Source organism: Streptomyces kanamyceticus (assembly GCF_008704495.1).
Taxonomy (GTDB): domain Bacteria; phylum Actinomycetota; class Actinomycetes; order Streptomycetales; family Streptomycetaceae; genus Streptomyces; species Streptomyces kanamyceticus.
Window position 1 is genome coordinate 2,258,637 of record NZ_CP023699.1, and the last position, 12,029, is coordinate 2,270,665.

General features: G+C 72.3%; 9 protein-coding genes. 2 read left to right on the forward strand and 7 right to left on the reverse strand.

Annotated elements, in window-relative coordinates; translation table 11 throughout:
- Window positions 1–107: 107 nt before the first annotated feature.
- The 5 genes from CP970_RS09035 to CP970_RS44125 form a co-directional block, all read right to left on the reverse strand.
- Entirely contained in the window at window positions 108–1,706 is a 1,599-nt protein-coding gene (locus CP970_RS09035) for an ABC transporter substrate-binding protein (protein ID WP_055549014.1), read from the reverse strand.
- Between the two features lie 6 nt (window positions 1,707–1,712).
- Window positions 1,713–3,857, reverse strand: a complete 2,145-nt coding sequence (locus CP970_RS09040; protein WP_055549016.1) for a hypothetical protein — start codon at window positions 3,855–3,857, stop codon at window positions 1,713–1,715.
- Window positions 3,858–4,004: 147 nt separating this feature from the next.
- The gene (locus CP970_RS09045) at window positions 4,005–7,235 is read right to left on the reverse strand and encodes an NACHT domain-containing protein (RefSeq protein ID WP_055549018.1); all 3,231 of its coding nucleotides are present in this window, start codon (window positions 7,233–7,235) and stop codon (window positions 4,005–4,007) included.
- Window positions 7,236–7,311: 76 nt separating this feature from the next.
- Window positions 7,312–7,557, reverse strand: a complete 246-nt coding sequence (locus CP970_RS09050; protein ID WP_079043621.1) for a monooxygenase family protein — start codon at window positions 7,555–7,557, stop codon at window positions 7,312–7,314.
- 163 nt (window positions 7,558–7,720) lie between these two features.
- The gene (locus tag CP970_RS44125) at window positions 7,721–8,059 is read right to left on the reverse strand and encodes a hypothetical protein (RefSeq protein ID WP_191094891.1); all 339 of its coding nucleotides are present in this window, start codon (window positions 8,057–8,059) and stop codon (window positions 7,721–7,723) included.
- A 211-nt stretch (window positions 8,060–8,270) separates the two neighbouring features.
- On the opposite strand from CP970_RS44125, the gene CP970_RS09060 reads away from it, so the two are divergent.
- On the forward strand, window positions 8,271–9,470 hold the full coding sequence (locus CP970_RS09060; protein WP_055549024.1) for a cytochrome P450: 1,200 nt from the start codon (window positions 8,271–8,273) through the stop codon (window positions 9,468–9,470).
- A 9-nt stretch (window positions 9,471–9,479) separates the two neighbouring features.
- Entirely contained in the window at window positions 9,480–9,674 is a 195-nt protein-coding gene (locus CP970_RS09065; protein ID WP_055549041.1) for a ferredoxin, read from the forward strand.
- Window positions 9,675–9,707: 33 nt separating this feature from the next.
- Here the strand turns inward: CP970_RS09065 and CP970_RS09070 are convergent, their stop codons facing one another.
- Both CP970_RS09070 and CP970_RS09075 read right to left on the reverse strand, forming a co-directional pair.
- Window positions 9,708–10,643, reverse strand: a complete 936-nt coding sequence (locus tag CP970_RS09070; protein WP_150493158.1) for a TetR family transcriptional regulator C-terminal domain-containing protein — start codon at window positions 10,641–10,643, stop codon at window positions 9,708–9,710.
- Window positions 10,644–10,736: 93 nt separating this feature from the next.
- Window positions 10,737–11,915 (reverse strand): serine hydrolase domain-containing protein, encoded by a 1,179-nt coding sequence (locus CP970_RS09075; protein WP_191094892.1) that lies wholly within the window; start codon window positions 11,913–11,915, stop codon window positions 10,737–10,739.
- Window positions 11,916–12,029: the final 114 nt, after the last annotated feature.

The following is a 12,029-nucleotide window of genomic DNA, read 5'->3' on the forward strand; positions in this document are numbered from 1 at the left end:
ATCACACGTGGATCACTCTCGACTGACGGCGACCGTCACCGGTCGCCGAAGAACAAGTCAGAGATTAACCAGCGCCCCCAGCGGAACGCCACCCATTTTTCTCCGCCCTACGGGCACCCGTTCTTGAACGTCTTCTGGAACGTCCGGTACGTGCCGAGCGAGCCCCCGCCCTTGGGCGCCGGGTACTCGATCACCGGCACCGGCTTGCACACCGGCCACTGCTCGGTGTCCGTGGACTTCTCGAAGCCGTACGTGCCCGCGGCGCCGCGCAGGCAGCCGATGCAGCGCGTCGTCTCGCCGGTGTCCACGATGCTCGCGTCGATGAGGGTGTTGTAGACGTCGTCCTTGGTCGGGGTGCCGGACGGGGACGGGGATTTCTCCGTGCCGCCCCGGCCCTCGTTGGCGTCGGTGAACGAGCGGTCGAAGGCGTTGGCCAGCAGCATGAACGCGTCGTGGTACATGATCGCGTACCCGTCGTCGAGCGGCTTCGCGCCGAAGTCGAAGCGCTTGTCGAGCTTGTCGAAGACCGGCAGGAAGTCGCGGAGCCCGACGGGGGCGCCGCTCTTCTGGCGCTCCCAGGAGGGGGCGACGGAGGCCGCGGCCACGATCGAGGTCTTGGTGTCGCGCAGCATCTTCGTCAGCTCGTCGGTGGTGAGCGTCGGCTCCAGGCCGATGCCCACCTTCAGGATGCGCAGCGGGGTGCGGTGATCGCACGAGGGCTCCTGCGACAGGCGTTTGACGAGGGCGGGCAGGTCCTGGTCGCGGCCCGCGTAGAAGACCGTGTCCGAGTCGGTCACGCAGATCTTCTGGGCGGCCGACTGGAAGCGCTGGGGAATGCCCGCCGCGGGGCCCGTGGCGCCGAGGAAGGAAGCGGACCGCTTGCGCAGGCCGTACACCGCGTCGAACTTCTGCTCCATGAGGCGCTGGAGATTGCGCGAGTACACGTCGTCGGGGCGGCTGTCGAAGACGAGGAAGCCCTTCTTCTCGCCCGGGTTCTTCTTGAGGTGGTGATCCAGCGCGTCCACCATCATCTGGTTGTTCGGCGAGGTCTTGAAGAAGTACGGGGCGTTCATGTCGGCGGAGGTGATGACCGGGCCGACCGTCGCGATGCGGTGCCTGCTCAGGGAGTTCATCGCGTCGCGCGTCTCCGGCGTGCTGCTGGGCAGGCCCATCACACCGACGAGCGGGGACTCGCGGTCGTCGGCGATCTCGCCGAGGTCGTCGACGACGGGCCGCCACTGGTCGAGGTCCTTGCCGTCGTGCGCCATCAGGAGCTGGTAGTGCGGCCCGCCCGCGCTGTTGGCCCGCAGCTGGGCGGCGTGCGCGCCGGCAAGGGCGCGCTGGATCATCGCCGCGGTCATGGCACTCGAATCGTCCGACGTGAACGGCATCATCAGCGCGATCCGCCCGTACGGTATGGGGTTCTCGCCCTTCTCCGGCGACTCCCAGGCGCGCTTGACCCGCTCGTTCTCGTCCGCGACCGCCCGGATCAGGCCCTTGACGTCGTCATCGGCGTCGAAGGCGTTCTCGGTGACGCCCACACACTCCCCGTCGTGCTTCGACAGGCCGCCCGCGCAGTCATCGGGGCGCAGCGCGAGGTAGACGACGACGCCCACCGCGATCAGGACGAGCGGCACCACGACCGCGATCGCCTTGTCGAGCGGGCCGAATCCGTTGCGGCGTCGCCTCAGTCGGCTCAGGAGCATGCTTCCTCACAGTTCGGGCAGCGGCAGGGGGCGCTTGTCGCGGGCCGCCGCGGGCCAGGTGCGGGCGGCCTGGCTCAGGACCGCGCGCCACGTCTGGTGCCGCAGCGAGAGGAAGGCCAGCTCGGCGCCGATGTCGTCGCAGAGGTCGGCCTCCGGCTCCGCGTGCGCGTCGGAGAGGTACCACAGGCCGTGCAGCAGCCTGTTGATGCAGCGGTCGATCTCGTCTATGTCCTGATAGCGGTCGTCGTGGGCGCCCGCGGCCGTCGCGGCGCGCTCGTCGGCCCAGTCGACGGCGGGCGGCGCGGGCGCGGTCGCCGCGTACCGGAGGCAGTCGAGCCAGCGCAGCGCGCTGGGCCTGTCCTGCTCCGAGTGGTACTCCTCGGACAGTGCGGCCACCACCGTGCGCGCGTCACCCGCCGCCAGTGTGTGGCGCAGCGCGTCCGCCTCGCTGTCCTCGCCGCGCGTGGTGTGGTGGCGTCTGAGGAAGCCGTGGATCTCCTGCCAGCCGCGGCGCGAGTCGCTGCCCTGCGAGGTGCGGCGCGCCTCGTGGACGAGGAGCGTGTGCAGGAGCGGGTCGGCGGCCAGCGGGCGGTCCTGCGGGGTTTCGTGCTGCCACTGCTCGGCCTCCAGGTAGTCGGCCGCGGCGTTCGCGGGCAGCTGTTCGGGGCCGTCCAGGCGCAGATGGGCGGCGAGTGCCTGCGCGGCGGTGCTGTCCCTGGCCAGCGAGAGCGGTACGAGGCGCTGGCGCTGGTGCTGCGCGGGCAGCAGCCGCTCCAGGATGACCCGGCTGACGGGGCCGCCGTCCTTGGTGGTGAGGTCGAGGAGGTTGCGCGGGCCGAGCGCTCCGGCAGCGGAAGGTCCGGCCGCCACGGCGTCGGCCTGGTTCAGGACGGCTTCGCAGAGCAGCGCGCAGGCCAGCGGGTGGCCGCCGGTGACGGTGTGCAGCGCGGAGGCGAGATAGGGGTGCAGGGGCACCGACGCGCTGTCCAGCATCAGCAGGATGTCGTCGCGGCTGAGCGGGGTCAGCGGCACCACGAGCAGTCCGGCCGACGGGGCGTGTCCGGTGCGCCGCCAGCTGAACGTCCCCACCAGTTCGGGCAGTTCGCAGCGGACGGCCTCGGTGGCGGCGGGCGGCGCGTCGCCGAGGCGGGTCGCGACGACGACGAGCGGGTCGTGGTGGGCGGCTTCGGGCCTGGCACGGTATTCGAGGATGAGGTCGATCAGGCGCTCGCCCGCGGCGGAGTGCGTGTTGTCGAGGAGGACCAGCGGGCGCGGTTCGCGGTTGAGCCGCTGCCATTTGCTGCGGGCCGCCTCGATGTCCTCCAAGAAGGCGTGCACGAGGGTCTGTTCGGCCGCGCGCCGGTAGTCGCCGCCGCGGTGGAACCACTCGGCGAGCCGTACGAGGCCGTCCTGTCCCTCCGGCGCCGCGGTGTTCCGCGCGCGCTCCACGTAGCGCTCCTGGTACCACTGGCGCAGCGGCGCGGCGCTGCGGGGGCGCGTGTACCGCTCGAAGTACTCGGCGAGTACGGCGTAGTGGACGGCGTGCGGGTCGTGGTGGGGGCGCGCCGCGCCGGACGGCTCCTTGGCTCGGGCCTGTTGGGCGCGCGGGTGCTGGGCGCGTGACTCCTGCGCGCCGGGCGGCCCTTCGGCCTCGGTCCTGCCCGCGGCCTCCTCCAGGCGGGCCCGCACCCGGGAGGCCCAGGCCTGGGCGACCTCGGTGCGGCTGCCCGGTTCCAGGTCGCAGGCGACGAGGAGCCTGGCCACGCGCGCGGCGGCCCGCGACCGCTCGGGTTCGTTGTCGCGGTGTCCCCCCGCGACGGCGACCAGCCCGGGGAGCAGCAGCGGGAACCGCCTGCCGAGGTCGGGGGCGAGGGCGCACACCAGCTCTTCGAGGAGCTCCACGACGAGCTCGGAGTCGGCGGTGTCGAGGTGGGCGAGGGGCAGGCGTCCCGTGTAGTGCCGCTCCAGGGCGTCGAGCACGGCGGTGCGTCCCATGCCGTGCCGCCCGGTGAGGAGGACCACGGGCAGGTCCTTGTCGTACTCCCACGGCACACGGGCGCGCTTGGCGTAGGCGAGGCCGGTGAGGCCGGGGACGAGGGAGTGCAGGAGCGGATCGCGTGCGTACAGCCGAGGCGCTTCGGATGTGTGCATCTCGCTGGAATCCGCTCCCGTCCTTCGCCGCCTGTCCGGATCAGCTGACCCAAGGGCCAGTGAAGTTACTCCATTCACTATCCACTGGCCAGAGCGTTCGGGGCAGGCGGTTGGGCATATCCCCGCGGTATGGAGCCGGTTTCGGCGTCAGGTTCGCGGGCGCACGACGAGTTCCGCGCCGGGGGGCAGTTTGTCGGCGTCGACCACCTCGCCCGGATAGTCGAGCTGTACGCGGCGCAGGCCCGTGATGCCCCGGAGGTGTCCGAGCTCGACGGTGTCGAACTGCGACAGGTGGACCTCCTCAAGTCCCGGCAGGCGCCTGGCGATCCGCTTCAGGGAGACGGCGGTGCCGGGGCGGGACCGCACCTCCAGGCGGGTCAGCCGCGGGATGGGGGTGCCCGGCGGGAACAGCATCAGGCTGAGCTGTTCGTTCGAGAGGCGCAGCGCCCGCAGCTCCGCCAGTTCGGCGAGCTTGGCGTCCCAGTCGTCGGGGCGCAGTCGGTCGCTGGCGTTGTGCAGCCGCAGCTCGCGCAGGTTCACCAGGCGGGTCACGTCGGCGAGTTCGACGGCGTCCGGCGGCAGGGCGAGCAGCCGCAGCTCACCGGGGCGCGGCAGGTCGCGCAGGCCGCGCCAGGGCACCTCGGCGCCCAGGATCAACGAGTCGAGTCGCGGGCACGCCGAGAGCCGTGCCAGGGGCTCCAGTTGGGGCAGTTCGGCGAGGGTGAGGCGGCGCAGTCCGGGCAGTCCGGTCAGCGGCGCGGTGTCGCTGACGGACCGGCAGCCCTGCAGCGTGAGCGCTTCGAGGGAGCCGAAGGCGGTGAGGAAGCCGAGGCCGGTCAGGCGCATGTTGCCGCGCAGGCGCAGCTCGCGCAGGCGTCCCGCGTCGAGGGCGCCGAGGATCTCCTCCTGGGTGAAGTCGCCCTGCAGTACGACCCGTTCGAGACTCGGCAGGGTGCTCAGCGCCTTCAGCTCGGCCGCCGAGCGCACGGTGACGGCCTCGTCGGCGCCCGCGGCGAGCAGCGGCTGGATGATCTCCTCGGCGTACGCGTCGGTGTCGAACCGGTCCCAGTGGGACAGGAGTTGGGCGCGGACGCCGGACTGCCGGGTGGTGAGGAACTCGCGGAGGCGGGCCAGTGCCGCGTCGCCGCCGATGCGGCAGATCGCGTGGGCGGTGGTCACCTCGGCGTCGCCTTCGAGGGTGTCGGCGGCGGGCAGCAGGCCGAGCAGCAGGGTGCCGGTCTCGGCGAGGGCGCGGGCCTCGCGCAGGCTGCGGGGCGGCAGGAGCTGGGCGGCGCGCTCCTCGACGCTCTCGCGGACGGCCGGGTCCAGGCGGGTGGCCTGGTCGAGGGAGGCGAGCGCGAGCAGCCGCAGGCGGGCCCGCACGGCGCTGTCCCGCTCGCGGTCGGCGCGTCCGGTGAGGCGGGTCAGGAGTTCGGCGCGCTCGTCCGGCCTGGCCTGGGCGACGGCCATCTGCAGCACGTCCTCCCACTGGTCCAGGTGCGCGTGCGAGACGAGCGCGCCGATGTCGTGCTCCTCCAGGGCGGCCTTCGCGCCGAGGAAGTCCTGGAAGGTGCGGTGGATGAAGTCCACGGCGTCGTCGGCGGGTTCGCGCAGGAGCCCGGAGCGGTCCAGGAGCAGCCGCAGCACGTCCTCGGCGGTTCCCGCGCCCGCGAGCTGCGGGACGGAGGGCCGCAGCCGCTCGATGAGGTCGACGGCGTCCTGTCGCTTCAGCCGGGTGCGTTCGTTGCGGATCAGCCAGTAGGCGAGGCGTTTGAGGGGTTCGGTCGCGGACTTCTGGTCCAGCTTCGGGGCCCGGCGTCCGTACAGGTCGCGTTCCCTGTCGCGGCGCTCCAGGAGCATCGAGAGGGCCGCCTCGTACAGCGCGACGCGTCCTTGTGGCAGGAAGCCGCGGCGCTCGCGGTGCAGGGCGCAGATCAGCGCGCACAGCAGCGGGTTGGTGGCGAGGCGGCTCAGTTCGGGGCTGGCGCGCAGCGAGCGCAGCAGGGCCCCCGCGAGTTCGTCGCCCGCGCCCGCCGCCTCGTGCCAGCGCCCGATGAAGCTCCGCACGTGGCCGGAGCGCATGGGCGTGAGGGTGTACTCCTGGAAGCCCTCGCCGCCCAGCCAGTCCCTGGGCAGTGCGGAGGGGCGGGTGGTGACGAGCCACAGGTTGCCGGGGAAGGTGGTGCGCAGTTTGGTGAGCCAGGCGCGTGTGCGGGCCCTTTCGGCCTCCGGGATCTCGTCGACGCCGTCGATCAGGAGCACGCCGCGCCCGGCCGACAGGACGCGCACGGCCCAGCCGTCGGGCTCGGTGCCCACCAGCGGGCAGCCCGTCCAGCGCAAGAACCCTTCGGGCATGGGGAGTTCGGCGTCGTCGCGAGCCAGGGTGCGCAGCGGCAGGACGAACGGGACCCGGCCGAGGAGCTGCGGCAGGTGTCCCGGCACCCGGTCCTGTCGTGCCGTGGTCAGGGCGAGCCACTGCACGAGCGTGGTCTTGCCGATGCCCGCGACGCCGCGCAGCAGGACGCGGTCGTGTCCGGCGAGCACGGTCTCGACGGGGCGCGCGGCGCGCTCGGAGTCGAGGTCGGGGTCGGCGCCGCGCCCGTCCGCGTCGCCGTTGCCGGGGCCCGGGACGGGTTCGACGGGGTCGCGGGCGGGCACGGCCTCCAGGCTCAGGTAGGCGGTCTCGAGGGGCCAGGCGTGGCTCTGCGGGTCGTGCAGGTCGACGCCGTAGATGGTCAGGCTGCTGTGCTGGCCGACGATGTAGTCGGCGTATCCGTGCTCGAAGTCCGTGTCCTGCGTGGGGGTGGACGGCAGCCGTTCCAGGAGGAGTTCGAGGCGCTCCTGCTGGCGGCTCAGCCGCTGGAGCACCTCGACCTGGGTGCGGCCCGCGAAGCCGGGGCGGAGGCTGAACTGGTGCACCAGGTGCAGGCAGGCGGTGACGAGCAGCCGGTCGTGCAGCCGCGCCGCGTCGTCGCTGAGCAGGGCGCGGGTCTCGGGGGCGCTGGCCCGCACCAGGGCGGCGGCGAGCTTCTCGGGGCCGAGGTCGTAGGCCTGTACGTCGTCCATGTCGAGGTCGCCGAGCGCGCGCAGGGTGTGGCCGAGCGCGTAGCCGACGGCGTTCTGCTCGTCGGGGGCGATGGGCGGGTCGTGCGGTCCGGCGGCGCGCACGGCTCTGCGCACCAACTCCCGTGCCAATTGGTAGAGATCGGCCTCGCCGAGGGTGCGCCGGTCGCCGGTGAAGGACAGCAGCCGCCCGATCCGCACGGGCCGCTCCCCGAACTCCGCGCCTGGACCCTTCGGCGGCGGCAGCAGCAGTTGCTTGACCAGCGGCACCATGACCGACGACGCGATGCGCAGCCCTACCGTTCCCGCGTCCACCCAAGCCCCCATCCGCGCATGGACCGCATGGGGGAACCCTAGAGGGTGCGCGGGGCCGGGGCTACGGCGCAGAGGGTCACGCGGAGCGGTGCGCGAAGCGTTCGGCCGCGCGGCGGCCGCGGCGCTCGAGCGGCAGGGTCCCGTGGGCCGCGGCGAGCCCGGTGGGCGGCATGTCGAAGTAGATCGATTCGTACGACCCCTTGAGGGCGATGTACGTCCCGTGCCACAGGCCCACGTGGCCGCGGGTCCTCCCTTCGCGGATCTTGCGGTTGGCGAGCTGCCAGGCCTTGTGGTGCACGGCCCAGAAGTGGTTGATGCGCATCCCGATGAGCAGGACCGCGACGTCCCCCTCGGCTCCCGCTGTGGTGAAGCCCGGCGTCAAGGTGCCTGGTGGCGAGCGGAGTTGGCGACACCGAGGCCGAAGGAGTCCAGCACCTGTTCGTCCAGCCGATCGGCGCTTTCCGGCGGCAGATAGCCGTCGACAATCATCTGGGAGAGTCCGTGGACAAGGGCCTGCCCGGCCAGACCCACCACCGCCGGATCCTCCGCGCGCAACTCGCCCGCGCGCTGGTCCGCGAGAACGAGCCCGGTGAACGCCGTCTCGATGGGCGCACGAAACCGAGGCCGAAAGCGCGCATCGCGGGGCCTTCGGAGTGCTCGACGGCGGCGATCCGCCACGCTTCGTAGTCGGCCAGAATCCGTTCGGCGAGTGCCGTCAACAGCGCCTGGCGGTCGGCGAAATGACGGAACGGCGCGGCGGCGACGAGGGCCGTCGGCAGTGAGCCGTGGTGATAGCCGGAGCGCGCCGCGGGCTTGTCCTTCATGGCTGCGGTGCTACCACATGACGGGCCGGGCGCCGCGGGCGTGGCGGGCACCTCGGAGCCGGGCGGACGGACGCCCCCCGGTTGAGCGGAGGGCGCGATTCCGGCCAGATGTCCCGTGCGGGTGATCTGGCCGGTCTTGCCGTGTACCGAATAGATGCCCCGGGCATCCAATGAAGGCAGATAAGGGACTCTTCGCTTGCGAGGTACATCCATGACGGAATCAGTCGCTTTCCCGCAGGACCGCACCTGCCCCTATCACCCGCCGACCGCGTACGAGCCGCTCCTCGACGACCGCCCGCTCTCCAAGGTCAGCCTCTTCGACGGCCGGTCCGTCTGGTTCGTCACGGGCCACTCGGCCGCCCGCGCGCTGCTCGCCGACCCCCGGCTCTCCTCCGACCGCGAGAGCCGGGCCTTCCCCACGCTCACCGAGCGCGTCGCCCGCGTACGCACCAAGCGCGTCGCCCTGCTCGGCGTCGACGACCCGCTGCACAACGCACAGCGGCGCATGCTGATCCCCAGCTTCTCCGTCAAGCGCGTCAACGGGCTGCGGCCGCGCATCCAGGAGACCGTCGACCGGCTCCTCGACGACATGGTCGAGAAGGGCTCGCCCGCCGAGCTGGTGAACGCGTTCGCGCTGCCCGTGCCCTCCATGGTCATCTGCTCCCTGCTCGGGGTGCCCTACGAGGACCACGTCTTCTTCGAGGAGCAATCGAGCCGCCTGCTGCGCGGGCCCACCTCCGACGACACCCAGCACGCCCGCGACCAACTGGACGCGTACTTCCACGCGCTGATCGAGACCAAGCGGCGCGAGCCGGGCGACGGGCTGCTCGACGAACTGATCGCCCGGCAGCGGGAGTCGGGCGAGCCGCACACCGAGGAACTGGTCGACCTCGCCCTGATCCTGCTGATCGCGGGCCACGAGACCACCGCGAACATGATCTCGCTCGGTACGTTCACGCTGCTCAGTCACCCCGAGCGGCTCGCGGAGCTGCGCGCCGGACTGCACGCCGAGCCGCCCCTGATGCCCGCCGCCGTCGAGGAACTGCTGCGCTTCCTGTCCATCGCGGACAGCGTGCTGCGGTTGGCGAAGGAGGACATCGAGGTCGAGGGCAGCACCATCCGCGCCGACGACGGCGTCATCTTCTCCACATCGCTCATCAACCGCGACACCGAGGCCTTCGAGACGCCGCAGGAGCTGGACTGGCACCGCACCAACCGCCACCACCTCGCCTTCGGCTTCGGCATCCACCAGTGCCTGGGCCAGAACCTCGCGCGGGCCGAGCTGGAGATCGCGTTGCGGAGCCTCTTCGACCGGCTCCCGGACCTCCGCCTCGCCGTGCCCGCCGACGAGATCCCCTTCAAACCGGGCGACACGCTCCAGGGAATGATCGAACTCCCGGTGGCGTGGTAGGAGATGAGCATGACGATCCACGTAGAGAAGGACCGCTGTGTCGGCGCGGGCATGTGCGCGCTCACCGCTCCCGGGGTCTTCACCCAGGACGACGACGGCCTCAGCGAGGTCCTGCCTGGCCGCGAGGACGGCGCGGACGACCCGATGGTGCACGAGGCCGTGCGGGCGTGCCCGGTGTCGGCCATCGCCATCGAGGAGGCCTGACGCCCGACGCCCGCCCCTGTCGGCGGGGCGGGTTCAGCCCGCCCCGTCGGGCCGGGTCCCCATCCGGGCCTGGACGGCCTGTTCCAGCGTGCGCCCGTCCGTGGCGTCCGCGGGTTCGAGGAACCCGTTGATCAGCGCGAGCGAGACCGTACCCATCAGGGAGCGGCACCGGTCGTGGTCGAGGACGCCGGAGCCCGGGTCGCCGATCGAGCGCAGGATGATGCCGTCCGTGGCGGCGGACAGCGCGTTCGCGAGGTCGTCGAGGGTGAGCCCGGGCCGCAGCCGCAGGTTCCTGGCCTCGATGACGTCGGCGTAGAGCTCCTTCCAGGAGGAGAGGTAGCCCCGGTAGGTGTCCGCGAGGGCCCGCTGGACCGTGTCGTCACCGTCGGCGACCGCCATCAGGGCGAGGCTGAGCCGCACGGACGGCGTCCTCGCACCCTCCGCGGTGTGCCGGTACGCCGTCTCGTGGACCGTCCGCACGAAGTCGTCGCCGCCCACCAGGCGTTCGGTGTTGACGGCGCGCTGCTCGACGTACCCGGGACGGTAGTTCACCGGCCACATCGCGAAGTTGATGAGGTCGGCGACGTAGTCGGACTGGGTGCGCCACTGCGTACGGAGCGTCGAGACGACACCGCGCCGGGGGAAGACCCCCGGGTTGTTGGCGACTTCGGCGGCCACCGCGCGCTGCGATAGGAAGCCGAGCACGGCGCGCTCGACCCGGTGGCGGCCCCGCACGGTGGCGGCGCGGGCCGCGCCGGGACCCAGGTGCTGCTCGACCAGGCGCATTCCCGCGGCGAGGTAGGCGGCGGTGTGCGGGTCGTTGGCGAGCCTTCGACGGCCCGCCGCCGTACGCCGGTTGAGGTGGCGGAGCACCTGGGACAGGTCCTGGTCATAGGGGAAGGGCAGCTGGCGCTTGCGGGGGTGCGGCTCATGGGCCCTGGTCGGGGCCGGAGTTGCGGTTGCGTCCATCCCGACATGCTGGGACCCCGGTCGCGGGTACGCCAGGTGCGCGGGCGCGCGCGATCCCACCAACCTGCTCCGCGACGGCGCGCCCGGGCACGTTCAGGCGGTGCGGCACAGGGCGTGGTCGATGAGGTCGCGCAGGGCGTCCTCCTGGCGGGCCGCGGTCACCGGGTCCCCGGCGCGGCTGTGCGCCGAGACGGAGACGGTGCGTCGGCCGTCCGTGCTCGTCGCCGCCCTGATGACGTAGCCGAAGCCGCTGCCGCCGTGCCCGAGGTACTCGCCGCCGCAGGACAGGGGTGTGGAGAACAGGCCGAGGCCGTCCCGGGTACCCGCCGGGTGGCCGCTGTTCGGCGACACCGGCACGGTGCTCCGCATGGCGGCGAGTTCGGCGGGCTTCAGGAGCTTGCCGCTCGCCAGTGCCGCGAAGAAGCGGTTGAGGTCGCGGGCCGTGCCGGTCATCGAGCCGTCGGCCCCGCTGTCGAAGGGGCGGTAGGGGATCGTGGTGTCGACCATCGGCCCATCCGGGGTGAACTGCTGGTGGTCGGCCGCGTGCGGGCCCGGCAGGAAGGGCCAGGTGCCGGGGGTGTCGGTGTGCCGCAGGCGGAGCGGACGCAGGACGCGGTCGTGGACCTGCTGTTCCCAGGTGCGCCCCGTGACCTTCTTGATGATCATTCCGGCCAGCACGTAATTCGTGTTGGAGTACGCCCAGTCGGTGCCCGCCGGGAAGGCGGGTTTGTGGCGCATGGCCAGGTCCACCAGCTGTTCGGGCCGGTAGGAACGCCACCGGTCGGCGAAGTAGGTCCGGGCGCCGGGGTCGGGGAAGACGTCGTAGATGTAGTCGGACAGGCCGCTGGTGTGCCGCAGCAGGTCGCGGAGGGTGATGGTCCTGCCGTCGTTCCCGGCGCCGGACACGACCCCGGGCAGCAGCTCCTCCACCGTCTGGTCGAGGGAGACCCGCTTCTCGCCCACCAGTTGCAGCACGACGGTGGCGACGAACGTCTTGGTGGTGCTGCCCAGGCGCAGGTACCCGTCCTTCGGGACCGGGCGGCGGGTGACCAGGTCCCCCACTCCGGAGCGGGCCGTGACCGTCCCGCTCGGGGTGTCCAGGCGGACCGCCACGCCGGTGACCCCGGTGTCCCGCAGCGCGTCGGCGTCCCGCTGCACGGCCCGGTCCGTGCCGGACGGACGCGGCGCGGTCGAGGCGGCGGCGACGGTCGGCAGGGTCGACGAGGCCAGCGCCAGCAGCGTGACCGGTAACCACAAACGACGAAAGATCATGGCCCGAGGCTAGGAACAGCGGGGTTCACCGGCCATCCTGCACACGCCCGTCCGGAACGGGTGCCAGCCGGATGGACAGCATGCCGGGCATGCGCAACGGCCCTCCCCCGGTGC

Coding starts and splice junctions, on each gene's coding strand:
- CP970_RS09050 (WP_079043621.1), bottom strand. CDS start 7,557: ATGCGCATCAACCACTTCTGGGCCGTGCACCACAAGGCCTGGCAGCTC.
- CP970_RS09070 (WP_150493158.1), bottom strand. CDS start 10,643: ATGGACGCAACCGCAACTCCGGCCCCGACCAGGGCCCATGAGCCGCAC.
- CP970_RS44125 (WP_191094891.1), bottom strand. CDS start 8,059: ATGAAGGACAAGCCCGCGGCGCGCTCCGGCTATCACCACGGCTCACTG.
- CP970_RS09075 (WP_191094892.1), bottom strand. CDS start 11,915: ATGATCTTTCGTCGTTTGTGGTTACCGGTCACGCTGCTGGCGCTGGCC.
- CP970_RS09065 (WP_055549041.1), top strand. CDS start 9,480: ATGACGATCCACGTAGAGAAGGACCGCTGTGTCGGCGCGGGCATGTGC.
- CP970_RS09060 (WP_055549024.1), top strand. CDS start 8,271: ATGACGGAATCAGTCGCTTTCCCGCAGGACCGCACCTGCCCCTATCAC.
- CP970_RS09040 (WP_055549016.1), bottom strand. CDS start 3,857: ATGCACACATCCGAAGCGCCTCGGCTGTACGCACGCGATCCGCTCCTG.
- CP970_RS09035 (WP_055549014.1), bottom strand. CDS start 1,706: ATGCTCCTGAGCCGACTGAGGCGACGCCGCAACGGATTCGGCCCGCTC.